This is a genomic window from Salinicola sp. NYA28a (assembly GCF_976982775.1).
The window spans coordinates 1,658,223-1,683,751 of sequence record NZ_OZ334582.1; the positions used below are offsets into that span (position 1 = coordinate 1,658,223).

General features: G+C 59.4%; 20 protein-coding genes, 2 tRNA genes and 3 rRNA genes. 16 read left to right on the top strand and 9 right to left on the bottom strand.

Translation table 11 applies throughout. The features are described 5' to 3' along the window. The 3 genes from pstA (at position 1) to ACWHY3_RS07490 (ending at position 2,983) form a co-directional block, all read left to right on the top strand. Positions 1–852 (top strand): phosphate ABC transporter permease PstA, encoded by an 852-nt coding sequence (pstA, locus tag ACWHY3_RS07480; RefSeq protein ID WP_448127939.1) that lies wholly within the window; start codon positions 1–3, stop codon positions 850–852. Between the two features lie 20 nt (positions 853–872). Next, entirely contained in the window at positions 873–1,697 is an 825-nt protein-coding gene (gene pstB / locus ACWHY3_RS07485; protein ID WP_087717854.1) for a phosphate ABC transporter ATP-binding protein PstB, read from the top strand. A 179-nt stretch (positions 1,698–1,876) separates the two neighbouring features. After that, positions 1,877–2,983: an AI-2E family transporter gene (locus ACWHY3_RS07490; protein ID WP_087717853.1), complete on the top strand. Its 1,107-nt coding sequence runs from the start codon at positions 1,877–1,879 to the stop codon at positions 2,981–2,983. 197 nt (positions 2,984–3,180) lie between these two features. Here the strand turns inward: ACWHY3_RS07490 and trxA are convergent, their stop codons facing one another. Next, positions 3,181–3,504, bottom strand: a complete 324-nt coding sequence (gene trxA, locus ACWHY3_RS07495) for a thioredoxin (RefSeq protein ID WP_071231619.1) — start codon at positions 3,502–3,504, stop codon at positions 3,181–3,183. A gap of 241 nt (positions 3,505–3,745) precedes the next feature. On the opposite strand from trxA, the gene cysB reads away from it, so the two are divergent. Continuing rightward, on the top strand, positions 3,746–4,714 hold the full coding sequence (gene cysB / locus ACWHY3_RS07500; RefSeq protein ID WP_071231618.1) for an HTH-type transcriptional regulator CysB: 969 nt from the start codon (positions 3,746–3,748) through the stop codon (positions 4,712–4,714). A gap of 130 nt (positions 4,715–4,844) precedes the next feature. Here cysB and ACWHY3_RS07505 read toward each other — a convergent pair whose 3' ends face one another. From ACWHY3_RS07505 to pabB, 4 genes are all read right to left on the bottom strand, one after another. Next, positions 4,845–5,465, bottom strand: a complete 621-nt coding sequence (locus tag ACWHY3_RS07505; RefSeq protein WP_087717852.1) for a phosphoadenosine phosphosulfate reductase domain-containing protein — start codon at positions 5,463–5,465, stop codon at positions 4,845–4,847. Between the two features lie 166 nt (positions 5,466–5,631). Then, positions 5,632–6,414 carry an ABC transporter ATP-binding protein gene (locus ACWHY3_RS07510; protein WP_448127940.1) on the bottom strand — a complete coding sequence of 261 codons (783 nt, stop codon included), beginning with the start codon at positions 6,412–6,414 and terminating at the stop codon, positions 5,632–5,634. Continuing rightward, the gene (locus ACWHY3_RS07515; protein ID WP_332778832.1) at positions 6,411–7,490 is read right to left on the bottom strand and encodes a FecCD family ABC transporter permease; all 1,080 of its coding nucleotides are present in this window, start codon (positions 7,488–7,490) and stop codon (positions 6,411–6,413) included. The genes ACWHY3_RS07510 and ACWHY3_RS07515 overlap by 4 nt, the downstream gene beginning before the upstream one ends. Before the next feature lie 79 nt (positions 7,491–7,569). Next, entirely contained in the window at positions 7,570–8,970 is a 1,401-nt protein-coding gene (gene pabB / locus ACWHY3_RS07520) for an aminodeoxychorismate synthase component I (protein ID WP_087717850.1), read from the bottom strand. Between the two features lie 334 nt (positions 8,971–9,304). Here pabB and ACWHY3_RS07525 point away from each other — a divergent pair, with 334 nt between their 5' ends. From ACWHY3_RS07525 to tusA, 11 genes are all read left to right on the top strand, one after another. Then, positions 9,305–10,051, top strand: coding sequence for a GntR family transcriptional regulator (locus ACWHY3_RS07525; protein ID WP_448127941.1), 747 nt, complete (start codon positions 9,305–9,307; stop codon positions 10,049–10,051). Further along, positions 10,048–10,932, top strand: coding sequence for a methylisocitrate lyase (gene prpB, locus ACWHY3_RS07530; RefSeq protein ID WP_087717848.1), 885 nt, complete (start codon positions 10,048–10,050; stop codon positions 10,930–10,932). Before ACWHY3_RS07525 ends, prpB begins: the two co-directional genes overlap by 4 nt. A gap of 37 nt (positions 10,933–10,969) precedes the next feature. Then, positions 10,970–12,094, top strand: a complete 1,125-nt coding sequence (gene prpC, locus ACWHY3_RS07535; RefSeq protein ID WP_448127942.1) for a bifunctional 2-methylcitrate synthase/citrate synthase — start codon at positions 10,970–10,972, stop codon at positions 12,092–12,094. A gap of 50 nt (positions 12,095–12,144) precedes the next feature. Further along, positions 12,145–13,629 (top strand): 2-methylcitrate dehydratase, encoded by a 1,485-nt coding sequence (gene prpD, locus ACWHY3_RS07540; RefSeq protein WP_087718095.1) that lies wholly within the window; start codon positions 12,145–12,147, stop codon positions 13,627–13,629. 551 nt (positions 13,630–14,180) lie between these two features. Then, positions 14,181–15,721 (top strand): 16S ribosomal RNA (locus ACWHY3_RS07545). A gap of 67 nt (positions 15,722–15,788) precedes the next feature. Continuing rightward, positions 15,789–15,865 (top strand) — tRNA-Ile (locus ACWHY3_RS07550). Between the two features lie 138 nt (positions 15,866–16,003). Next, positions 16,004–16,079, top strand: a tRNA-Ala gene (locus ACWHY3_RS07555). A gap of 254 nt (positions 16,080–16,333) precedes the next feature. Further along, positions 16,334–19,223 (top strand): 23S ribosomal RNA (locus ACWHY3_RS07560). A gap of 186 nt (positions 19,224–19,409) precedes the next feature. Further along, positions 19,410–19,524 (top strand): 5S ribosomal RNA (rrf, locus tag ACWHY3_RS07565). The 16S, 23S and 5S rRNA genes sit together here with 2 tRNA genes alongside, the layout of an rRNA operon. A 175-nt stretch (positions 19,525–19,699) precedes the next feature. Further along, positions 19,700–20,782, top strand: coding sequence for a 23S rRNA (cytidine(2498)-2'-O)-methyltransferase RlmM (gene rlmM, locus ACWHY3_RS07570; protein ID WP_332779971.1), 1,083 nt, complete (start codon positions 19,700–19,702; stop codon positions 20,780–20,782). Between the two features lie 18 nt (positions 20,783–20,800). Beyond that, the gene (tusA, locus tag ACWHY3_RS07575; RefSeq protein WP_303854689.1) at positions 20,801–21,043 is read left to right on the top strand and encodes a sulfurtransferase TusA; all 243 of its coding nucleotides are present in this window, start codon (positions 20,801–20,803) and stop codon (positions 21,041–21,043) included. A 37-nt stretch (positions 21,044–21,080) separates the two neighbouring features. On the opposite strand, the gene ACWHY3_RS07580 is transcribed toward tusA, so the two are convergent. Together ACWHY3_RS07580 and ACWHY3_RS07585 are read right to left on the bottom strand one after the other, a co-directional pair. Next, positions 21,081–21,776: a hypothetical protein gene (locus ACWHY3_RS07580; protein WP_332779969.1), complete on the bottom strand. Its 696-nt coding sequence runs from the start codon at positions 21,774–21,776 to the stop codon at positions 21,081–21,083. 105 nt (positions 21,777–21,881) lie between these two features. Next, positions 21,882–23,306, bottom strand: a complete 1,425-nt coding sequence (locus ACWHY3_RS07585; RefSeq protein WP_303854687.1) for an MATE family efflux transporter — start codon at positions 23,304–23,306, stop codon at positions 21,882–21,884. A gap of 112 nt (positions 23,307–23,418) precedes the next feature. Here ACWHY3_RS07585 and ACWHY3_RS07590 point away from each other — a divergent pair, with 112 nt between their 5' ends. Further along, complete coding sequence (locus tag ACWHY3_RS07590; RefSeq protein ID WP_448127943.1) at positions 23,419–24,012, top strand: elongation factor P hydroxylase; 594 nt, start codon at positions 23,419–23,421, stop codon at positions 24,010–24,012. Here the strand turns inward: ACWHY3_RS07590 and ACWHY3_RS07595 are convergent. Both ACWHY3_RS07595 and ACWHY3_RS07600 read right to left on the bottom strand, forming a co-directional pair. Then, positions 23,969–24,451, bottom strand: coding sequence for a hypothetical protein (locus tag ACWHY3_RS07595; protein ID WP_087720380.1), 483 nt, complete (start codon positions 24,449–24,451; stop codon positions 23,969–23,971). The two genes, ACWHY3_RS07590 and ACWHY3_RS07595, sit on opposite strands and share 44 nt — an antisense overlap. Beyond that, positions 24,448–25,248 (bottom strand): TatD family hydrolase, encoded by an 801-nt coding sequence (locus ACWHY3_RS07600; protein WP_448128147.1) that lies wholly within the window; start codon positions 25,246–25,248, stop codon positions 24,448–24,450. Before ACWHY3_RS07600 ends, ACWHY3_RS07595 begins: the two co-directional genes overlap by 4 nt. Between the last annotated feature and the right edge of the window lie 281 nt (positions 25,249–25,529).

A 25,529-nucleotide genomic window follows, 5' to 3' on the forward strand; every position in this document is an offset into this window, starting at 1 on the left:
ATGAATATCAGTCAAACGCCGCTTTACCGCCGCCGCAAACGGCTCAACCAACTGGTGATGCTGCTCTGCCAACTGGCTACCGTGATCGGGTTCGTCTTCCTGTTCGCAATCCTCTTCACGCTAGTGACCAAGGGCATCGGCGCGATCTCGCCGTCGACCTTCGTCGAGCGGACGCGGATGACCGGCGGCGGCCTGGGCAATGCGATCTGGGGAACGTTCATCATGACCTGCGCCGCGACGCTGATCGGCACCGTCATTGGCGTCGCGGCGGGTACCTGGCTGGCGGAGTACAGCGGCAAGGGACTGATGGCGAAGGTGATTCGCTTCATCAACGATATCCTCCTGTCGGCGCCGTCGATCATCATCGGCCTGTTCATCTACGCCGTGGTGGTCGTGCCGATGGGTAACTTCTCCGGCTGGGCGGGCGTGCTGGCACTGACCGTCATCATTGTGCCGGTGGTGATTCGCTCCACCGAGGACATGCTGCGTCTGATCCCCAATTCGCTGCGTGAAGCGGCCGCTGCGCTGGGCGCCCATCGCTGGTGGATCATCGTTCGGGTCTGCTACAGCGGGGCTCGCGCAGGCATCCTGACCGGTATCCTGTTGGGCTTTGCCCGTATCAGTGGCGAGACGGCACCGCTGCTGTTCACGTCGCTGAATTCCAATCAATGGAATTTCTTCGACCTGGGTAGCGAGATGGCCAACCTGCCGATGACCATCTACCAGAACATGACGATCAATGCCTTCATTCCCGACCTGGTTGCACTGGCCTGGGGCGGTGCATTGATCCTGACCGCTGCCATACTGATTCTGAACATTGCGGCGCGCTATTTCTCGCGCCAGCGTTCCTGATTTCCAGCTGCGAGACTGCCATGACAGCCGATATTTCTCTCAAGCAGAAACGCGACGCCGATCCCGTCGATGCGACGCCTGCTCCCCAGGTTGCTACCAAGTTGCGGGTGGACGATCTGAGCCTCTATTACGGCAAGTTCCAGGCGCTCAAGAACGTCTCCATGGAAATTCCGGAGCGTCAGGTCACGGCCTTCATCGGCCCTTCCGGGTGCGGCAAGTCGACGTTGATTCGCTGTTTCAACCGCATCCATGATCTTTACGAGGGGATCCGGACCGAGGGGCAGATCCTGCTCGACGATCACGACATCTACGATTCGGGCGTCGATCTCAACCTGCTGCGCTCCCGGGTCGGGATGGTCTTCCAGAAGCCGACGCCGTTCCCGATGTCGGTCTTCGACAACGTCGCCTTCGGGATTCGTCTCTACGAGAAGCTCTCGGCACGCGAGCTCGAAGAGCGGGTCGAGTGGGCGCTGCGCAAGGCGGCGCTCTGGAACGAGGTCAAGGACAAGCTCAAGCAGAGCGGTCAGGCGCTTTCCGGCGGGCAGCAGCAGCGACTTTGCATTGCCCGCACCATCGCGGTGAAGCCGGAAGTGATCCTGCTCGACGAGCCGACGTCGGCGCTGGATCCGATCTCGACCGGGTATATCGAAGACCTGATCAACGAGCTCAAGAAGGACTACACGATCGTCATCGTGACGCACAACATGCAACAGGCAGCCCGCATTTCGGATATCACCGCCTTCATGTATCTGGGCAGTTTGATCGAGTGTGACGACACGACCAGGATCTTCACCCAGCCGAAGGAATCGCGGACGGAGGACTACATTACCGGCCGTTATGGTTGATCGCCGAAGATCGGATGTCGATCGAGGTTGGCAGACACGCCCGGGCTCTGGCTCGGGCGTGTCTGCGTTCAGCGTCTGGATAAAGAGGATATTTCCGACACTTTGCATCGTGGCAACGAACCCGTGCAAGGATCGTGCTACTGTCTCGATTCACAGGATGTGTCACTAGGATTATCACTATGTCGCCCGGGCAGGAACCCACGTTTCGGAACGTTCCCTTCAATCTGATGCTGACGCTTGCGTCGCTGACGATCATCATCGCCGGGATACGCGCCGCGGAAAGTCTCATCATCCCGATACTGCTGTCGCTGTTCGTTGCCGTGATCTGTGCCTCGCCGGTCCACTGGCTCTACCGCCGAGGGGTCAATTCCTTTGCGGCCGTACTGATCACGCTGCTGATACTGGGCGGATTGCTGGCGCTGTTCGGCACCTTGCTGGCCAACAGCTTCGCGATGTTCATGGAGAGCTGGCCGGAAACGCAGAAGCAGCTCCAAGGGCACTATTTGACTCTGCTGGAGTGGCTGGCCAACCAGGGGCTCTCCGTCTCGCCGCAGCAGCTTTCCGACATGGTCGACGACTCCGACGACCAGAGCTGGGTCTCCGGCTTTCTCAGCGGCCTGGGCCTAGTCTTGTCCCAGAGTCTGGTCATTCTGCTGATGGTCAATTTCATGCTGTTCGAGACGCTGGATTTTCGCCAGAAGGTGGCCAGGGCACTGACCAATCCGGGGCCGAGTCTGGAGCGGTTCACCGAGTTCAGCTACAACCTCAAGCGCTACATGGCAGTAAAAACCGTGATCAGCCTGATCACGGGGGTGCTGGTCACGATTTCGGCATGGCTCGTCGGGGTGAAGTTCGCGCTGCTCTGGGGGGCGCTGGCTTTCATTCTCAATTACATTCCCAATATCGGCTCGGTGCTGGCCGCGGTGCCGCCGGTCCTGCTGACACTCGCGATGCCGGACGGCGGGGTAGTGAAGGCGCTGATCCTGTCGGGTACCTATCTCACCATCAACTTCATTCTTGGCAACATCGTCGAGCCGCGTGTCATGGGCCGAACGATGGGACTATCGACGCTGGTCGCGTTTCTTTCCCTGGTGGTCTGGGGGTGGGTTCTGGGGCCGGTCGGCATGCTGCTGTCGGTACCGCTGACGATGACGCTCAAGATCGCGTTGGACAGCCATCCCGAGACGCGCTGGATCGCCAAGATGTTGAGCCCCTCGGAGCGTAGACGGCGGCGTCAGCGCAAGGCTCAGGAAGCGCTGGATGAGCTGGAGGAAGAAATCGAGTAGCGATCAGGTAGTGTCAGACACCGAAGATTCGACCGGTCGGACCCAGTTCGAGAGCAGGCTGGCTTGGCCTCTCGAGGTTCCGACTGCCGTTCGGTTACCCGGCGACCGGAATGGCGGCCATGAAAAAGCCGCACTCACGAGAGTGCGGCCGAGGGAATGCAGCGAAACCGAGACTACCTGCCGGCGGCTTGCCGGTATCAGCCGTTCTGTTCGAGGAACTGCGTCAGCTGGGACTTGGACTGAGCGCCGACCAGCGAAGCGACCTTGGCGCCGGATTTGAACAGCATCACCGTGGGGACGCCGCGCACCCCATGCTCGGAGGCGATCTCCGGGGCGTCATCGACGTTGACGCTGACGACCTTGATATCCTCGGCCTTTTCATCGGCGACTTCATCGACGACGGGCGCCATCATCTTGCAGGGACCGCACCAGGGCGCCCAGAACTTGAGCAGAACGGGCTTGTCCGAATTCAGCACTTCCTGTTCGAAATTGGCCGTGGTGACATCGACGTTGTTGGACATGACGTTAACTCCTGTAGACATTGGGCTCTTACCGAGCTTATGGCGTCGATGTTAGCCCTTGCATGGGATGCTGGCAAATATCCTGGCTTATCGAAACGATAGCGCCAAGTTATTAAAGGTCATTTTTTCATATCCGGAATAGCGTTTTTTGGCCTTCACGTGCTGCCACTTATTGCGTAAAGTAATCTTTAAATCGTTTCTTATGCCATTTTTGGCGAGTCGGGAAGCCACGAGGTCGCTTATGAAGCTTCAGCAGTTGCGCTATGTATGGGAAGTGACACGGCATCAGCTCAATGTATCGGCGACGGCCCAAAGCCTGTTCACGTCGCAACCCGGTATCTCCAAGCAGATTCGGCTGCTGGAAGACGAACTCGGGGTGGAGATTTTCGCGCGCAGCGGCAAGCATCTGACTCGCGTGACACCCGCCGGGGAGGCGATCGTCGAATTGGCCGGCAAGGTGCTGCGAACGGTCGAGGATATCAAGCACGTCGCGCAGGAACATAGCGACGAACGCCGCGGTAACCTGGCGATTGCCACCACGCACACCCAGGCACGGTACGTGCTGCCTGGCGTAATCAGCGAGTTTCGGCAGAAGTATCCGGATGTCGCTCTTCACATGCAGCAGGGGACGCCGAAGCAGATCGCGCAGATGGTCAGTGAAGGGTCCGCGGATTTCGCGATCTGCACCGAGTCGCTGGAGCTGTTCAACGATCTGGTACTGCTACCGTGCTACCGCTGGAATCGTTGCGTGCTCGTACCCAAGGGGCACCCGCTGGCCACCGGCGAGCTGACGCTCGAACGCGTCGCCGAACATCCTCTGGTCACCTACGTTTTTGGCTTTACCGGTCGTTCGCAGCTCGATGATGCGTTCAAGTCCCGGGACCTGACGCCCAATGTCGTGCTTACGGCGGCCGACTCCGATGTGATCAAGACCTACGTGCGCCTGGGACTGGGGATTGGCATCGTTGCGCACATGGCCGTCGACCCCGTTGCCGACAGCGACCTGATCGCCGTGGATGCGTCGCATCTGTTCGAGAGTTCCACCACCAAGATCGGCATACGTCGCGGCACCTTCATGCGTACCTACATGTACGACTTCGTCAAGCGCATGGCACCACACCTCGATCGAGAAACCGTCGAGGCGGCGCTGGCGGCGGGGCCGCGGCACGAGGCCGAGCTGTTCGAGGGAATTCAGCTGCCGGTGCTGTAGAAACCGTGTCGTAGAGGCCGGTTCCTGTCGGGATCGTTTCCAGCAGACGATCTTTTTCTCAACGCATGAGCCCCGCCACTGGCGGGGCTCATGCGTTATAGGGTGCGGACCGAGCGAGACGCGTTGCCGGTCAATGTTGCAAATGCAGACCGCACTCGCGCTTTTCTTCCACCTTGGTCGGATCGAAGTAGTCGAAGTTGTTGGGCAGGTCGTGCTGCTGCAGGTATTGATACATCTGCTTGGCGGTCCAGTGCAGTACCGGAGCCACTTTCAACAGCCCATCGGCATTGCGGGACATGGGCTGCATGCGCGAGCGCTCCGCGGTGTCTTCTGCCCGCAGTGCCGTGAACCAGACATCCGGCGCCGTCTCGGCCAGGGCGCGGCGGAACGGTTCGAGCTTGACCTCTTCGGTGAACGCCGCGTGACGCGGGTCGTCGATTTGCGGCGTCGGACCTTCCACCGCCTCGCGATGGGCGCGTGAGCGAAGCGGATGGTAGATGGTCAGGTTGAGATCGAGTTGCCTGGTCAGTTCGTCGGCGAAGCGGTAGGTCGCGGGCGTGTTGTAGCCGCTATCCATCCACACGACCGGAATGTCGGGGCGCACACGGGTGACCAGATGCAGTATCACGGCCTCGAACGGACGGAAGTTGGTGGTGCAGATCGCCTTCTGATCTAGGCTCAGTGCGAATTCGGTAATGGCCAGCGGATCGTGGCCGATTTCACGGTTGAGGGCATCGAGGTCGAACGCCATGGCTGACTCCTTCAGGGTGGTCACGCCGCAGGATGGGCAAGATCCGATGGGGGCGTGGAGTGGTTGTCACTCTAGCAAGGGCGGCCAAGCATCCACCAATACCGTTTGGTTAGATGGATATATAACCAGATTATCTAGTTGGGGCTGGAAATCGAGCTTCTGATTATTAGCCGCCCAGCCGGTGCAGGGCCGATAGCGGGATGACACGAGGTGGGGCGTCGATCGGCCATTCCACGTGGGCTTCGATAGCGTAGATGTCTCGCAGGCGTTCGGGGGTCAGCACTTGCTCTGGCATGCCGCTGACGATGTGTCGACCTTCCTTCACGACCCACAGATGATCGGCGAAGCGGGCGGCCAGGTTGAGGTCGTGAATCGCGAGAACGATGACGATCTCTTCGCGGCGCGCCAGACGCCTGAGATAGTCGAGCACCTGCAGTTGATGGTGCAGGTCCAGCGCGCTGGTCGGTTCATCGAGCATCAGCAGCCTCGGCCTCCGCACGATCGCTTGCGCGATTGCGACTCGCTGGCGCTGGCCGCCGGAAAGCGTGACCAGCTCGCGTTCGGCCAAGGGGTCGAGTTCCAGCGATGTCAGGGCTCGTTCGACCGCCGACAGCGCGGTGGCGGCGGGCTCGGCAACCTGCGTGCGACGAGCGAGCAGGACGGCTTCGAAGACACTCAGCGCCGCCTGGGTGCTGGTATCTTGGAGAAGATAGTAGAGGCATTGGCTGCGCTGCTCGAGAGATAGCGCATCGAGTTGCCGTTCGCCCAGCCGGATGCGACCGCTGGCCGCTTCGATGCCGGCGATCGCCTTGAGCAGCGTCGATTTGCCCGAGCCGTTGGGGCCGATCAATGCCGTGATCTCGCCCGGTCTTGCGCTCAGGCCGGAGAGATCGTGCAGTATTCGACGCTTCCCCAGCGAACAGTCGAGATGATCGATGGTGAGAGTCATCGCCATGGCTCCCGGCGCGAACGCAGGATCAGCGAGACGAAGAACGGCAGGCCGATCAGGGCCGTCAGGATGCCGATCGGCAGCAGGATGCCGGGAATCAGGGTCTTCGACAGGATCGAGGTCAACGACAGAATCAGGGCGCCGGTCAGCGCGGACATCGGCAGGAACACGCGCTGGTCCTCGCCTACCAGGAGGCGCGCGATGTGCGGACCGACCAGGCCGATGAAGCCGATGGTTCCCACGAAGGCGACGGCCGTCGCCGACAGCAGTGCGCAGCACAGCAGCATGCGCAGCCGAAGTCTGCCGACATCGATACCCATCGCTTTGGCCTGAACGTCTCCCAGTCGCAGGGCGGTCAGTCGCGACCGTGCCCTGACGAAGATGGGTATCGTGACCAGCAATGCCAGGCCGGCGAGCCCGAGCTTTCCCCAGCTGGCCTTGTCCAGGCTGCCCAGCGACCAGAACATCAGCTGCTGCAGCGACTCGGCGGAAGCGACGTACTGCAGGATTCCCAGCAGCGCGTTGAAGAAGAACATGATCGCGATGCCCATCAGCACCATCGTCTGGATGCTGACGCCGCGTAGTCGACTCAAGGCCCATATCGCCAGGGAGGCGAACATGGCCAGCAGGAAGGCGTTACCGGTCAGCAGCAGCGTGCCGGCCACCGGCAGGAGGCCGAAGTCGAGCACGATGGCCAGCGCGGCGCCGAAGCTGGCCGCCGAAGAGATGCCGAGCGTGAACGGGTCGGCGAGCGGATTGTCGAGCAGAGTCTGCATCTCCGCACCAGCGACGGCGAGACTGGCCCCGACGATGATAGCCATCAAGGCGACCGGTAGCCGAATCTCCCACACCACGATCTGGAGGACGCGAGACACCTCCGACGGTGCGACCAACGCTTTCAGCACGTCGGGAAGGGCATAGGCACCCGGGCCGGTGGCGACATCGGCTAGGAGAGAAGCCAGGACCGCCAGGGCGGTCAGGACGATCAACCCCCGCTGACGCCGCTGGCGGGCCAGGTAGCGAGCAGCCGTGGATTCCGGCTTCGCGATGTGAGGCAAGCGAGTGGTGGCTTTCAAGGCAAGAATCGTTGTCTGGAGGTGGCGTCGGGCGGCGTCAGCCAGGGAAAGGCTATCAGAAATCGGGCTCGCGACGGCTTCAACCCGCTAACGCTTGCATCAGTCGTGCGATCTTGGCCAGCGTTTCCTGATATTCGGCCTCTTCGTCGGAATCCGCGACCAGCCCGCCGCCGCCCCAGATATGCAGCGTGTCGCCATCGGCGATGACGGTACGGATCGCGATCGAGGTGTCGAGACGGCCGCGACGATCGAGATAGCCGAGACTGCCACAGTAGACGCTACGTTGAGAGGGCTCCAGCTCGTCGATGATCTGCATGGCGCGATGCTTGGGGGCGCCGGTAATCGAGCCGCCGGGAAAAGCGGAAGCCAGCAGATCCAGCGGCCTCGCACCGATTGCGAGTTTCCCATGCACGATACTGACCAGATGATGTACGTTGGCATAGCTCTCCAGTCCGCAGAGCTGGGGAACCGTGACGCTGCCGGGCCGGCAGACACGGCCGAGGTCGTTGCGGAGCAGATCGACGATCATGACGTTCTCTGCGCGATCCTTGGCACTCTGCTGTAGCTCTGCTGCCAGACGCCGGTCGTCCTCGGGCGTCGAGCCACGGGGGCGAGTCCCCTTGATCGGGCGGGTTTCGACCCGTCCATCGGCGATACCGATGAAGCGCTCCGGCGACAGCGACAGAATGGCTTGGTCCTCCCAAGCGAGATAACCGCCGTAGGGCGTCGGCGTGGCCTGACGAAGACGTTGGTACGCCTGCCAGGTGCTCCCCTGGAAATGGGCGGTAAAGCGCTGGGCCAGGTTGATCTGATAGCAGTCACCCGCGTGAAGGTAGTCCATGACCCGCTGAAAGCGCTGTGTATAGCCGGCGCGATCCAGGTCGGCCACGAAGGGGCGGGTCAGGGTGAAGCCGGGCCGTGTCGGCGTTGCAGGCTCGTTCAGCCAGGCCATGACCTGCTGGCGACGTTCGGCCGTGGCGACAACGAACGTGCGCCGGGCGTAGTGATCCTGAATCAGCGCCCAGTCGTAGAGCCCGAGCCTGGCCTCGGGCAGCCCGGGCCCCGGTCGGCGGGCGGCTCGCCGGGCAGCGTCGTCCGTCGCATCGTGAGCCTTGACCAGCGAATAGCCCCAGTAGCCGAGCAGGCCGCCGAGAAAGGGAAGAGCGCTGGCCCGCGCCGCGACGGTGTCCGACAGTCTCGGCAGCAGTTCGGTCTCGGCGTGCTCCAGCAAGGCCTGCTGTGCCGCGAAGGGGGCGGCGGGCAGTGGCATCGACGGCTCGCAACGAGGGTGGCCGTCATCGATGGTCAGCATCGCCAGCGGATCGCTGCTGAGAATGTCGAAGCGTCCACCCGGGGCGCCCGGACGGCCGCTGTCCAGTAATACGGCACCGGGACGCGACTGCAATCGTTCGAAGAGCGACGTGGGATCGGAGGTATAGGGAAGGTCGGCTATCTCGAGCCACGGTCGCGCGTCAGCCATGAACACCTTTTTCCTGACGAATGAAACAACGACACGGCATCGAAAGCCTTGTCATGCGGGCAACGAATGCCTGGCGGCAAGTCTATCGGGAGTCGTGATGATGAGCGAGGTCTTTGCGCTTCCGTGGAGTAGAGGAGAGCTGTGTCACGCGGCGCCGGGAACGGAAGTGGATATGCCTGTATGCGACCACTCACATGATTTCATTGTCGACAATGCTGGGGAAGGAGGTTTGTGCTTTCCGACTAAAGTGCGATGCCTGCGGCGTTTTATCCATTGCTACAGGAAAACGTGGCGCCTATGATTGGAGCTTCGTCCTATGATTGTTAACAACTCAATGTTTCAGCCAACTTCCGATACGCACGATACCGACGCCGAACTCCCTGCGGTTCGTACCCTGGCCGAGCGCGTTTTTCACCAGCTCCAGCGTGCCATCGTTCGTGGCGAGCTGCCACCCGGCACGCGCATCACGGAGCCGGACCTCTCGTCGCATTACGGTATCTCCCGAGGGCCTTTGCGGGAAGCCATGCGGCGATTGGAAACCTATCGCCTGATCGAGCGCGTGCCCCATGTCGGTGCCCGGGTCGTCAAGCTGTCGATGGACGAGCTGCTGGAGCTGTTCGACGTGCGTGAAGCGCTGGAGAGCATGGCGGCGCGACTGGCCGCGAAGTCGATGACCGCTGAGGAAATTACCGGACTGCGAGAAGTGCTGGCTTTTCACGAACGTCAGGAAGACTTGTCCAGTGGCGAGGCTTATTACCAGCGCGAGGGCGATCTCGACTTCCACTATCGCATCGTGCAGGGCAGCCACAATCGCATGTTGATGACCTTGCTGTGCGACGACCTCTATTACCTGGTGCGGCTCTATCGTACCCAATTCAGCGCCAAAGGCTCCCGGCCGCAGCGAGCGTTCGTCGAGCACCATCGTATCGTCGATGCGATCGAAGCGGGCGATGCCGAGCTGGCCGAGCTGCTGATGCGCCGCCATGTCAGCGCCTCTCGCGAGAATGTCGCTGCCCATTATGCTCGTACGCTGGGAGAGGAGACGTCCGACTCTCCCGACATCCCGAGGATCGAATCATGACTCAACCAAGCCCCGGCGCCCGCTTTCGTGAAGCGCTCGATCGCCACCGTCCGTTGCCCATCGTCGGCGCCATAAATGCCTATAGCGCGATGATGGCAAAGGCGGTCGGGCATCATGCCCTTTATCTGTCCGGCGGCGGGGTGGCCAACGCGTCCTACGGGCTGCCGGATCTGGGCATGACCACGCTCAACGATGTGGTGGAAGACGCCCGTCGCATTACCGGGGCCTGCGATCTGCCGCTGCTGGTGGATATCGATACCGGCTGGGGCGGGGCTTTCAACATCGCCCGCACGATCAAGGAGATGGAGCGCGCCGGTGTTGCCGCGGTTCACCTCGAGGATCAGGTGGCGCAGAAGCGCTGTGGTCATCGCCCCAACAAGGAGATCGTTTCCCAGTCGGAGATGGTCGATCGCATCAAGGCGGCATCCGATGCCCGTCACGACGCGGATTTCTATCTCATCGCGCGCACCGATGCCTTCCAGAAGGAGGGTCTGGCCGCTGCGATCGAGCGGGCTAACGCCTGTATCGAGGCGGGCGCCGATGCGATCTTTGCCGAGGCGGTGCATACCCTGGATGACTATCGGGCGTTCTGCGAGGGCGTCGAGGCACCCATCCTCGCCAATATCACCGAGTTCGGGGCTACGCCGCTATTTACCCAGCAGGAACTCGCCGAGGTCGGCTGTCGCATGGTGCTTTATCCGCTCTCGGCTTTCCGTGCGATGAATGCCGCGGCACTCAAGGTGTATCGGGACATTCACGCCAAAGGGCATCAGCGAGACGTGGTCGATCTGATGCAGACACGAGAAGAGCTCTACGACTTCCTCGACTATCACGCCTTCGAACGCAAGCTCGATACGCTCTTCGAGAAAGGGGGCGACTGAGTCGCAGCCAGGAAGAAGACTATCGGAGGAGACTACCATGGCGGAACGACCCAAAAGCACCGGGCTGCGCGGGCAGAGCGCCGGCTCGACCGAAATCTGCACGGTCGGCAAGAGCGGCTCGGGGCTCACCTATCGTGGCTACGACATCCAGACGTTGGCGGAGAAGGCGCGCTTCGAAGAGGTCGCCTACCTGCTGCTCAAGGGGGAATTGCCCAATCAGCGTCAATTGGATGACTACGTTGCGCTGCTCCAGCGTTCCCGCTCGCTGCCGGGGGCGTTGAAGAAGGTATTGGAGCAGATCCCATCCGATGCGCATCCGATGGATGTGCTGCGCACGGGGACTTCCATGCTGGGCAATCTGGAAACCGAGCAGCGCAGGGAAGATCAGCAGCGACACGCGGACCGGCTGCTGGCGGTCATGCCGTCGATTCTCAATTACTGGTATCGGTATTCACACTACGGTGAGCGCATCGAGACCGAAACCGACGACGACTCTGTGGGTGGCCATTTCCTGCATCTACTTCACGGCAAGCCGGCGTCCGAGCTGCACGCCAAGGTGATGAACGTCTCGCTGATTCTTTATGCCGAGCACGAGTTCAACGCCTCGACCTTCACGGCCCGGGTATGTGCATCGACGCTGTCGGATCTGCACAGCTGCGTGACCGGGGCGATCGGCTCGCTACGCGGGCCGTTGCATGGCGGTGCCAATGAAGCAGCGATGGAAATGATCAGCCGCTGGTCGACGCCGGACGAGGCGGAGCGCCATATTCTCGAAATGCTCGAGCGCAAGGACAAGATCATGGGCTTCGGCCATGCGATCTATCGCGAGTCCGATCCTCGTAACGCGATCATCAAGGGATGGGCCAGACAACTGGCGGATGACGTGGGCGACAATCACCTCTATGCGGTGTCGCAGCGTGTCGATGAAGTCATGTGGAGAGAGAAGAAGCTCTTCCCCAATGCCGATTTCTATCACGCCAGCGCCTATCACTTCATGGGCATTCCCACCAAGTTGTTCACGCCGATCTTCGTTTGCTCCCGTTTGACGGGATGGTGCGCACACGTCTTCGAGCAGCGCGCCAACAACCGTATCATCCGTCCCAGTGCCGATTATGTCGGACCGGAAAAACGCGACTGGGTGCCGATCGAGCAGCGTCAATGATATCGGCTTCGAACATCGAGCCGGACAAGTCACAAATCAAAGGAAATGCCATGAGTGCCAACGTCGATTTCAACCAGCGCCCCGATTACGATCCGGAGCTTCAGGCGATTGCGGATTACGTGCTCGACTATCGCATCGAAAGTCGGGAAGCGCTGGATACTGCGCGTCACTGTCTGATGGATACGCTGGGATGCGGACTGTTGGCACTGCGTTTTCCGGAATGCACCAAACATCTGGGGCCGCTGGTAGAAGGTACGATCGTTCCGCACGGGGCCCGGGTACCCGGTACTCCGTTTCGACTCGATCCGGTGAAGGCGGCCTGGGATATCGGCTGCATCATCCGCTGGCTGGATTACAACGACACCTGGCTGGCGGCGGAATGGGGGCACCCCTCCGATAATCTCGGCGGCATTCTGGCGGTGGCCGATCACTTTTCCCAGCAGCGCCTGGCAAAGGGCGAACAACCGCTGACCCTTCGTGATGTACTCGACGCCATGGTCATGGCCCACGAGGTACAAGGCGTGCTGGCGCTGGAGAACTCGTTCAATCGTGTAGGCCTGGATCACGTCGTGCTGGTCAAGGTGGCATCGACGGCTGTGGTCGCCAAGCTGATGGGCGCCAACCGCGAGCAGTTGCTCTCGGCGCTTTCTCATGCGTTCGTCGATGGGCAGAGTCTGCGCACCTACCGCCACGCACCCAACGCCGGATCGCGCAAGAGCTGGGCGGCAGGGGATGCAACATCCCGGGCGGTGAGGCTGGCCGATATGGCGATGCGGGGCGAAATGGGCGTTCCGGGCGTACTTTCCGCGCCGCAGTGGGGGTTCTACGATGTCCTGTTCAGCAAGACCAACAGGGACCAGGCGATCAAGCCCGAGGCCGAGCGTGCCTTTCGCGTGTCTCAGCCCTACGGGACTTACGTGATGGAGAACGTCCTGTTCAAGATCAGCTTCCCGGCCGAGTTTCATGCCCAGACCGCGGCCGAAGCAGCCGTTGCACTACATCCTCAAGTGCGCGATCGCCTGGACGAGGTCGAGCGGATCGTGGTGACCACGCACGAATCTGCCATCCGCATCATTTCCAAGGTGGGGGAGCTCGCCAACCCCGCCGATCGGGATCACTGCCTGCAATATATGATCGCCGTGCCGCTGGCGTTCGGTGACTTGACCGCCGAGCATTACGAGGATGACTTCCATCGGGCGCATCCTGTCATCGATCTCCTGCGTGACAAGATGGAGATCGTAGAAGACGAGCGATACAGCCGCGAGTATCACCAGGCGGACAAGCGCTCCATCGCTAACGCCATTCAGGTCTTCTTCAATGACGGAACGCACACCGACCGGGTGGCGGTGGAATATCCCCTCGGGCATCGACGTCGGCGGGAGGAGGGGATTCCCCTGTTGAAAGAGAAGTTTCGCCGTAACCTGGCAACGCGCTTCCCGGCACAACGAGGCGAGCGGATACTCGCCTTGTATGAAGATGCTGCGCAGCTCGAAGCGATGCCGGTCAATACCTTTCTGGAGCACTGGATTATCTAAGAGAGAAGGCCTCGAGGTGACTGTTTGATGACGACTGGGTCGTATCATCAACTTTTTCTTCATCCAAGGGTTGCCAACTGCCGGTGAGAGTCGTAAAGTACGCATCCGCTGACGCCGAGACAGGGTTTCGGAGGCAGCGGAGAAGAAAGCCAAGCGTTTGATTTGATTGAAGAAATCGGTTGACGCAAGGCGGTGAAGCCGGTAAGATCGCTTCCCAGTTCTTCGAAGGATCGGCTCCACCAGGTTTGACCGGAGCCAGCGGGATTCAACGAAAAAGATGTTGACATCGCCGCCAAGATCCTTAAAATACGCCACTCCTTACGGCGGCCCAGAAAACAAGCGCTGACAAGCACTTGGGTTCGACAACGGCAAAGTAAGGCGCTCTTTAACAATCGATCAGGTAATTGATGTGGGCGCTTGTTCTCGCGTGACAGCCAGTCACGACATATCGAGGCAAGCGACTCGTCAAGATTCGTTTGACCTTGAACCAAGTTTGGTCCGCTTTTCTTCTTACGCTTTCGGGTGTGAGAGAAGTAAGGACTATCGAACTTCAACTGAAGAGTTTGATCATGGCTCAGATTGAACGCTGGCGGCAGGCCTAACACATGCAAGTCGAGCGGCAGCACGGGGAGCTTGCTCCCTGGTGGCGAGCGGCGGACGGGTGAGTAATGCATAGGAATCTGCCCGGTAGTGGGGGATAACGTGGGGAAACCCACGCTAATACCGCATACGTCCTACGGGAGAAAGCAGGGGATCTTCGGACCTTGCGCTATCGGATGAGCCTATGTCGGATTAGCTAGTTGGTAAGGTAACGGCTTACCAAGGCGACGATCCGTAGCTGGTCTGAGAGGATGATCAGCCACACTGGGACTGAGACACGGCCCAGACTCCTACGGGAGGCAGCAGTGGGGAATATTGGACAATGGGCGAAAGCCTGATCCAGCCATGCCGCGTGTGTGAAGAAGGCTTTCGGGTTGTAAAGCACTTTCAGCGAGGAAGAAAGCCTCTGGGTTAATACCCCAGAGGAAAGACATTACTCGCAGAAGAAGCACCGGCTAACTCCGTGCCAGCAGCCGCGGTAATACGGAGGGTGCGAGCGTTAATCGGAATTACTGGGCGTAAAGCGCGCGTAGGTGGCTTGGCACGCCGGTTGTGAAAGCCCCGGGCTCAACCTGGGAACGGCATCCGGAACGGCCAGGCTAGAGTGCAGGAGAGGAAGGTAGAATTCCCGGTGTAGCGGTGAAATGCGTAGAGATCGGGAGGAATACCAGTGGCGAAGGCGGCCTTCTGGCCTGACACTGACACTGAGGTGCGAAAGCGTGGGTAGCAAACAGGATTAGATACCCTGGTAGTCCACGCCGTAAACGATGTCGACTAGCCGTTGGGACCTTTAAGGACTTAGTGGCGCAGTTAACGCGATAAGTCGACCGCCTGGGGAGTACGGCCGCAAGGTTAAAACTCAAATGAATTGACGGGGGCCCGCACAAGCGGTGGAGCATGTGGTTTAATTCGATGCAACGCGAAGAACCTTACCTACCCTTGACATCCAGAGAAGTTGGCAGAGATGCCTTCGTGCCTTCGGGAACTCTGAGACAGGTGCTGCATGGCTGTCGTCAGCTCGTGTTGTGAAATGTTGGGTTAAGTCCCGTAACGAGCGCAACCCTTGTCCTTATTTGCCAGCGAGTAATGTCGGGAACTCTAAGGAGACTGCCGGTGACAAACCGGAGGAAGGTGGGGACGACGTCAAGTCATCATGGCCCTTACGGGTAGGGCTACACACGTGCTACAATGGCCGGTACAAAGGGTTGCGAGACCGCGAGGTGGAGCGAATCCCAGAAAGCCGGCCTCAGTCCGGATCGGAGTCTGCAACTCGACTCCGTGAAGTCGGAATCGCTAGTAATCGTGAATCAGAATGTCACGGTGAATACGTTCCCGGGCCTTGTACACACCGCCCGTCACACCATGGGAGTGGACTGCACCAGAAGTGGTTAGCTTAACCTTCGGGAGAGCGATCACCACGGTGTGGTTCATGACTGGGGTGAAGTCGTAACAAGGTAGCCGTAGGGGAACCTGCGGCTGGATCACCTCCTTAAACGATTAGCTTAGCGTGGTTCAAGCGCTCACAATCAATTACCTGATCGGCCAGAGCAAGACTGTTTGGGTCTGTAGCTCAGTTGGTTAGAGCGCACCCCTGATAAGGGTGAGGTCGGCAGTTCGAGTCTGCCCAGACCCACCAAATTTTATCCAGTTCCACGTTATTTCGTGACTCGCATAGCAGGCTATGCGTCGCCCCGAAATGCCTCGATCTGAATAAAATTAAACAGATCAAATAAAAGAGAAAGTCTTCTTGGTTCTTTTTACGATCTGTCTATCCGGGGCCTTAGCTCAGCTGGGAGAGCGCCTGCCTTGCACGCAGGAGGTCAGCGGTTCGATCCCGCTAGGCTCCACCACTCTCTCGCGACAACCGAGAGACAAGCGCAACCCGACAGTCTGACCATAAGTTTTAAGCTATACGCTTGACGTGACGATGAAACACTCGTGACAGCAAGCTTACAGCTTAGAGCTTATCGCTCTAAACGCTCTTTAACAATTTGGATCATGCTGACAGTTCTTCTCTCTAGAGAAGAGCAAAACGAGATACGTCTCAAGCGTATCCGGCAATTGTCGAATGATTAATCACTGACCAGACTCCTTCGGGTTATATGGTCAAGCGATTAAGCGCACACGGTGGATGCCTTGGCAGCCAGAGGCGATGAAGGACGTTGTAGCCTGCGATAAGGTTCGGTGAGGTGGCAAACAACCTGCGACCCGGACATTTCCGAATGGGGAAACCCATCCAGCACAAGCTGGATATCCCACACTGAATCCATAGGTGTTGGGAAGCGAACCGGGAGAACTGAAACATCTAAGTACCCCGAGGAAAAGAAATCAACCGAGATTCCCCCAGTAGCGGCGAGCGAACGGGGAGTAGCCCTTAAGCATGTGACTGGTTAGACGAACGCGCCTGGAAAGGCCGGCCATAGTGGGTGATAGCCCCGTAGTCGAAAACCTGAATGTGTGAAATCGAGTAGGTCGGGGCACGTGAAACCCTGACTGAACATGGGGGGACCATCCTCCAAGGCTAAATACTCCTGGCTGACCGATAGTGAACCAGTACCGTGAGGGAAAGGCGAAAAGAACCCCGGAGAGGGGAGTGAAATAGATCCTGAAACCGTGTGCGTACAAGCAGTGGGAGCAGACGCGTTCTGTGACCGCGTACCTTTTGTATAATGGGTCAGCGACTTATATTCAGTGGCGAGCTTAACCGTATAGGGGAGGCGTAGGGAAACCGAGTCTTAACTGGGCGACCAGTCGCTGGATATAGACCCGAAACCGGGCGATCTATCCATGGCCAGGGTGAAGATTGAGTAACATCAATTGGAGGCCCGAACCCAAGTATGTTGAAAAATGCTGGGATGAGCTGTGGATCGGAGTGAAAGGCTAATCAAGCTCGGAGATAGCTGGTTCTCCTCGAAAGCTATTTAGGTAGCGCCTCACGTATTACCGCCGGGGGTAGAGCACTGTTTCGGCTAGGGGCCCATCCCGGGTTACCAACCCGAGGCAAACTCCGAATACCGGTGAGTAGAGCGTGGGAGACACACGGCGGGTGCTAACGTCCGTCGTGAAAAGGGAAACAACCCAGACCGTCAGCTAAGGCCCCCAAATTCTGGTTAAGTGGGAAACGATGTGGGAAGGCATAGACAGCTAGGAGGTTGGCTTAGAAGCAGCCATCCTTTAAAGAAAGCGTAATAGCTCACTAGTCGAGTCGGCCTGCGCGGAAGATGTAACGGGGCTCAAACCAGATGCCGAAGCTACGGGTTCATCCTTATGGATGAGCGGTAGAGGAGCGTCGTGTAAGTCTGTGAAGGTGTGTTGAGAAGCATGCTGGAGATATCACGAGTGCGAATGCTGACATGAGTAACGACAAGGGGAGTGAAAAACTCCCCCGCCGGAAGACCAAGGTTTTCTGTTCTATGCTAATCAGAGCAGAGTGAGTCGGCCCCTAAGGCGAGGCTGAAAAGCGTAGTCGATGGGAAACGGGTTAATATTCCCGTACCGGATGTGATTGCGATGGGGGGACGAAGAAGGCTAGGTGAGCCAGGCGTTGGTTGTCCTGGTGAAAGTCAGTAGGCTGAGGACTTAGGCAAATCCGGGTCCTTTAGGCCGAGAGACGAGACGAACGGACTACGGTCCGGAAGTCATCGATGCCACGCTTCCAGGAAAAGCCTCTAAGCTTCAGATCACATGCGACCGTACCCCAAACCGACACAGGTGGTCAGGGTGAGAATCCCAAGGCGCTTGAGAGAACTCGGGTGAAGGAACTAGGCAAAATGGCACCGTAACTTCGGGAGAAGGTGCGCCGGTGGCGGTGACGGCCCTCGCGGCCCGAGCTGCCACCGGTCGAAGATACCAGGTGGCTGCAACTGTTTATTAAAAACACAGCACTCTGCTAACGCGTAAGCGGACGTATAGGGTGTGACGCCTGCCCGGTGCCGGAAGGTTAAGTGATGGCGTTAGCTTCGGCGACGCGCTTGATCGAAGCCCCGGTAAACGGCGGCCGTAACTATAACGGTCCTAAGGTAGCGAAATTCCTTGTCGGGTAAGTTCCGACCTGCACGAATGGCGTAATGATGGCCACGCTGTCTCCACCCGAGACTCAGTGAAATTGAAATCGCAGTGAAGATGCTGTGTACCCGCGGCTAGACGGAAAGACCCCGTGAACCTTTACTATAGCTTCACACTGGACGCTGATGTTGCTTGTGTAGGATAGCTGGGAGGCTTGGAAACCCGGACGCCAGTTCGGGTGGAGCCAACCTTGAAATACCAGCCTGGCATCATTGGCGTTCTAACTTGGCACCGTGATCCGGTGTGAGGACAGTGTGTGGTGGGTAGTTTGACTGGGGCGGTCTCCTCCGAAAGCGTAACGGAGGAGCACGAAGGTACCCTCAGCACGGTTGGAAATCGTGCATTGAGTGCAAGAGCATAAGGGTGCTTAACTGCGAGACAGACACGTCGAGCAGGTACGAAAGTAGGTTCTAGTGATCCGGTGGTTCTGTATGGAAGGGCCATCGCTCAACGGATAAAAGGTACTCCGGGGATAACAGGCTGATACCGCCCAAGAGTTCACATCGACGGCGGTGTTTGGCACCTCGATGTCGGCTCATCACATCCTGGGGCTGAAGTCGGTCCCAAGGGTATGGCTGTTCGCCATTTAAAGTGGTACGCGAGCTGGGTTTAGAACGTCGTGAGACAGTTCGGTCCCTATCTGCCGTGGGCGTTGGAGATTTGAGAAGGGCTGCTCCTAGTACGAGAGGACCGGAGTGGACGCACCTCTGGTGTTCCGGTTGTCACGCCAGTGGCATCGCCGGGTAGCTATGTGCGGACGGGATAACCGCTGAAAGCATCTAAGCGGGAAGCCTTCTTCAAGATGAGATCTCCCCGAGACTTCGAGTCTCCTAAAGGGTCCAGCAAGACTAGCTGGTTGATAGGCACGGTGTGGAAGCGCTGCAAGGCGTTGAGCTAACGTGTACTAATGCCCCGTGAGGCTTGACCATATAACCCCAAGGGGTTTACGACACCGGTACGAGACGTACCGCGTGCGATCGGTGATGATCACCGACAGACTGGATACGCCCTGCCTCGTAGAGCGGGCAGGCGAGACGTGTCTCAGTCAGCATGATCCGAATCAGTTGGGATGATGGCAAATTGCAGTCACGCCACGCATCCCGACGTCAGTTTTGCCTGACGACCATAGCAAGCGGGAACCACCTGATCCATGCCGAACTCAGTAGTGAAACCGCTTAGCGCCGATGGTAGTGTGGGGTCTCCCCATGTGAGAGTAGGTCATCGTCAGGCATCTATACCGAACCCCGGCCATTGGCCGGGGTTCATTCGTTTAGGGGTCTCCCCATGGAGAGTCCCGGAGCGCCGGCCGGGTCATCGTCAGGCATCTATCTCGAAACCCCAGCCCACAAGGCTGGGGTTTTTTTATGCCAGACTTTTTGGAAACGAGTATCAGCTTAGCGAGGCGATTGTGAACCGAGTGCCCAACGAATGGCTGTTATATTGTCGAGCCGGTTTCGAACCCGACCTGGCGGCTGAAATCACTACCCGTGCACACAAACTCGATGAGCCGGGGCAGGTCGTGGCGGCCGAAAGCAACAGCGGTTTCGTTCGTTGGCAGAGCCACGATTCCCGACCAGCCAACGGTGTCCATCGTGGACTGCCGTTGATGTCTCTGGTATTCGCCAGGCAGTCACTGGTTGCTTTCGAGCCGTTATCACTCTCCCGGGATGATCGGATTTCCCCCATCGTGGAACTGATCAAGGAAAGTGGCTGGAACTTCGAGTCCATCTGGCATGAAACGCCGGATACCAATGATGGCAAGAGCCTGGCACGTTTGGCCAAATCCTTGGGCCGCCCTCTGGAAAGCGCTTTGAAGCGAGGTGGCGGTTTGCGGCGGAAGGCCGGTGGGCGTCGGCTGCATCTGTTCTGGCTAGCAGGCGACGCCGTACAGATCGGGATGAGCTTCCCTGGCAACCGCAGTGAACATCCGGGGGGCGTCCTGCGTCTTCGTCATCCGGCGGATGCTCCGAGCCGTTCGACGCTGAAGCTCGAGGAAGCCTGGCATACCTTCGTACCAAAAGAGGCGTGGGAATCGCGCCTGCATGTGGGCATGCAGGCCGTGGATCTCGGCGCGGCTCCGGGAGGCTGGACATACCAGCTGGTTCGCCGTGGGATGTTCGTCTATGCCATCGATAATGGACCTATGGCGTCGGGGCTGATGGCTACGGGGCAGGTCGAGCATCTGCGTGAAGACGGGTTCGTGTGGGAGCCCCCGTACCGCCTCGATTGGCTGGTCTGCGATATCGTCGACAAGCCGATGCGCGTCATCGACATGGTCGAACGATGGCTGATCAAGCGTTGGTGTCGTGAAGCGGTATTCAATCTGAAACTGCCGATGAAAAAACGCTGGGAAGAGGTTCAGCGTTGCCTGACACGTCTCGAGATAAACCTGAAGGCAGAGGGCGTAGAGGCTGATATCGCCTGTCGTCACTTGTATCATGACCGTGAAGAGGTCACCGTTCACGTTCGTCTGGATGGGGAACGATAATGATTGCGCGAGGGAGCCATGAGTAACGTTGAATCGACGCGAAGTGAAACGCTGGATACCAGTGGGCTCTACTGTCCGGAGCCGATCATGTTGATGCATAACAAGGTGCGTGACATGTCGGTGGGCGACATTCTCGAAGTCATCGCTACCGATCCCGCGACGACCCGCGATATTCCCAAATTCTGCAACTTTCTGGGGCACGAACTCATCGCGCAGTCCGAGGAAGAAGGGGAATACCGCTATCGCATTCTGTTGGGATGAAATAGCGGTTCGGTCGAGACGTTTCCAGCCGGACCGATCAGTTGTGCGGCATGACCATCAATGCCAACGCTTCCAGCGTATCCGGATCTTCGTTGCGAATACGATTGGCGATATTACGCTGGAAGAAATAGAGCGTCTGATGGCGGCTCTTGCCAGGGTAGAGACATTCGTCCCCCATCAGCACGGGAAGCGACGTCGCCTGGTCCTCATCGACCAGCATCGCATCGACGGTTCCATCGCTGTAGAGATGCCAGCCAAAAATCTGCTTGAGCTGCCAGGGTTTGCTGACTTCATCCAGGCACAGTGCATGCGTGCCTTGGGTCTCCGGTAGCTGCTGAGTCAGGGAGACTTCCGGGGTCTCTTCGTAATCGAAGTAGGCTGCCGCGTGCGCCAGCTCGACGATCTTGTGCTCGGGCGCGTCGTGAAATATCTCGTGAGTCTCGGGATCCCGGTAGCCAACGAAGTGGCCGTACTCGGGGTTGTCCAGTTCATGGCACGATGCCAACGACTCCATCCAGGGCACCAGGCCGACGACTTCATCGTCTTCACGCAGGCCCCACGCCAGTAGTGGCATCCCGTACAGCGTATCGGGATCGGAGGCGAGGTAGTAAAGCATTTCCAGACCATCGAGCTCAGGCGACAACCGGACCAACCGCTTCCTGGCTCTCAGCCGATGCCTCATGGTTTCCAGATCGATGATCTGCGCAGATCGAGGGGAAAGTGGGACACCCATGGTTACCCTCCTGGTCGGCAATGTCTCGGCTTGAGGCATGGTGCCAGTATTAGCATAGCCATGAAGGGCCTGTTAAGTCCCGGGTTAAACTCGGCGGGGATTATTTCAGGTTTCCATCCGTTGGCGTCGGCTGACGCGCCATAGTCGCCAGGCCAACAGCAGCGCTGCCGAGGTCAAACCGGCATTGAGGCCGATCCAGTAACCATAGACCCCCAGCGAATCGAACGTGCCATCCAGCCCCCGCCCCAGCAGATGACCGCAACCCAGGCCGACGAGCCAGTAGGAAAACAGCGTGATGCCCATGACCACGCGAGTATCCTTGTATCCGCGCAAGGCGCCAGCCAGATTGACCTGAAGCGAATCCGAAATCTGGAACATCATGGCCAGCAGGATCAGCGACATGGCCAAGGTCCGCACTTCGGGATTGCCGGTATAGAGCGACACCACGGGCGCCGCCAGCAACCAGATCAGCAGGCTGTTGAACAGCGCCAGCGCAAGGCCGACACCAATACCATTCCAGGCAACGAAGCGGGCTTCTGCATTGTTGCCGGCTCCCAGTCGGTTACTGACCCTGACGGTCAATGCCATGCTCAGCGACAGCGGCAGCATGAACAGAATCGATGTCACGTTGAGGGCGATCTGGTGTGCCGCTACCGTGACCTCACCCAGATAGGCGACCAGTAGCGTGATCACGGTGAACAGAGTGACCTCGAAGAAGATCGCCAGACCAATTGGCAGACCGATATACAGGAGTTCGGCGATGTCTCTCCAGCATGGCGGGGTTGGAGACGCCCAGAGCGTTACTGGCGCGTAGGCACGGCTTCGCGCCGTGTACCAGATCATGCCCAGGCACATGACCCACATGGAGAGGGCCGTCGCGATGCCGCAACCGAATGCGCCCAGTGCGGGCAGTTGCTGTAGGAACAGGGGAATGTCGTTGCCCAGAAGGCCGATCAGCCCGGGGCCGCCGTAGATCAGTATGAAGTTGCCGGGAATGTTCACGGCCAACCCGAGAAGGCTCATCCACAATGCCGGGCGGGTATGATGCATGCCGTCGGAAAAGGCGCGCAACGCCTGATAGAGTGCGACTGCCGGAATACCGAACGCGGCGGCGTTCAGGTATTCGAGCGCCAGGCTGGCGACCCCGGTGGGGATCTCCATCAGTTGGAAGATGGCGCGGCCGCCAAAGGTCATGATCAACGCGCTGAGGCATCCGAGTACCAGTGCCACCCAGAGCGCCTGGTGAACCTTCCCGCGTACCTGGTCGAAACGCTCCGCGCCTGCGCGATGGGCGACGATCGGAGTGACCCCCATCAACGTCCCGGTCATCAGCAACATTAGGGGCACCCAAAGGCTCGCGCCCACCGAAACGGCTGCCAGGTCGGTGGCGCTGGCCCGCCCTGACATGATCACATCCGATGCACTCATGCCGGCTTGTGCCAACTGCGCGCCACAGATCGGCAGGCCCAGGCGCACCAGGCTCGCCGTCTCTTTTCGGCAGCGGTAAAAACGATGGGCGGTCGACGACACGAAGCGCTCCTTGACCGAACGGACAGGGCGGCGATTCTAGCAGGAGTCGACCGCCAGCGCTCGGCGACGGAGGTGAACTTACGTATACTCCGGCGCAGTTCTGGAGGCGTTCATGATTCATGACATCGACAATCTGATTCTTCTGTTCGACGGCGTATTCGCCGACCGCTATCGTACAAGGCTGGTTCGCGGAGAGGACGAGCCCATTTATCTACCCGCGGACGGCCGGCACGATCATCACCGTATCGTGTTTGCCCATGGCTTTTTTGCCAGCGCACTGCATGAAATCAGCCATTGGTGTATCGCCGGAGAAAAGCGTCGCCAGCTCGAGGACTACGGCTACTGGTACGAGCCGGATGGGCGCGACGCCCGCCAGCAGGAAGACTTCGAGCGGGTGGAGGTCGCGCCCCAGGCATTGGAGTCGCTGTTCAGCGAAGCGTGCGGGAAACCATTCCAGGTCAGCGTCGACAATCTCGATGGCATCGAGGTCGATCGACAGGCTTTCAGCAGGAAAGTCTCCGCGCGAGCAGCTCGTTATCGTAGTGAAGGCATGCCGCTACGCGCCCAGGCCTTGATCGACACGCTCGGTATCTTCTATGCGGGAAAGGGCGGGATCCAGGAAGCCATCGCCGCCGGGCGGCGACGGCTCGACGTAAACGATACTACTCGTCCTGCTGAACCAGCCGTTGATGTAGATAGAGCATGACCTGCACCTCGTGCTCCGGACGCAACGGCTCGAGGCCCATCTCCCCGAAGAGCTCGTTGCGGGCGCGGGCCCATTCGCCGGGCTCGAGGTCGGGGTAGAGCGTCGAGGCGGGCGCCAGCTCGACGAAAGGGTCGACGCCGAAGTCATCGAACATCAACGATAGCGCCGCTTCGTCATCCTGGACGCCGGCGGTATAGAGTGTCTCGCTGAAGTGATCGTTCTCCAGCTCCCTGAGTACATCGAGAGGGCTGATACCCAGGTGGCGGAGTTCATCGAGATCGTAGCCGCCGAGCGACAGCAGTTCGTCTTCCAGCCATTCGTCGTCAGGCTGGATCAGGGTATTCTTGACCTGGCCGTTGGGCAGCGCCCAAGCGATGGCCAGCGGCAGCGAGTTGTCGCCACCTGTCTCGACGGCGATGAATCCGGGATAGTTCGTCATTCGCCAGCGACCTCCTCGAGCCGAAAGAAACGCTTGGCCGTCAGCGTGGTCTGTCTCGCCAGCTCGGCCTCGGTCGTGCCGCGCCAGTGCGCCAGTTCTCTCACTATCCAAGGTAGCAGAGCCGGCTCGTGGCGGCGTCCTTTTATCTTTGCCGGCAGGTTGCGGGGCAGTAGATAAGGACAATCGGTTTCCACCATCAGGCGGTTGTCGGGGATGTCGGCGACGAACTCGCGAAGATGATGGCCGCGACGTTCATCGCTCAGCCAGCCGGTCTGACCAATATGCAGGTCCAGATCGAGATAGCCGTGGAGTGTCTCCCTGTCGCCGGTGAAGCAGTGGATGACGGCGTCGCTGAGCCGGTCTCGCCACTCCCGCAGCATGTCCAGCATCCGTCGGCCGGCATCACGCTCGTGGAGAAACACGGGTAGCCCCGTCTCTGCCGCCAGGGCCAGCTGCGCTTCCAGCGCGCGCTCCTGGTCCGTGTGCGATGAAAAATTGCGATGGAAATCGAGGCCGCATTCGCCCACGGCGACCACGACCTCCTGGCGATGGAGCTCGAGCATCGCCTGCTCCAGCTCGGGAGTCCAGTCGGCGGCATGATGGGGGTGCAAACCGGCGGTGGCATGGAGACCCGCGAAACGGGTCGCCAGCTTCGCTGCCTTGGTGGCGCCCTCGAGATCGGCACCGGTGATCACGAGCGTCGTGACATTGGCCTCGGTCGCCCGAGTCAGCGTGGCCTCGAGATCTCGGTCGAAGCTCTCGTGCGTCAGGTTGGCCCCGATATCGACCAGTGGCATCGGGGAAGTGATTCGTAACGCTTCCGGCAGCGGAGAACCGCCGTTCGAGGATTCATGCGGGGACGTGTCGCTCACGCGGCACTCCTCTTGGTCGGTGAATGTGAGTCGATGGATGTCAGTCGGTGATGATGTCGACAAGCATTGTAAAGCGCCGGACGCCAACGGCGAAGCATGGGCCAATCCATTTCGGCGAGTCTGGGCGAGCAAGGTACAATGCTGGCCAGACAACACGTTTCGCCAGAAGCACGTTCGGCAAGACACGCTTGGCAAGATATGACCGT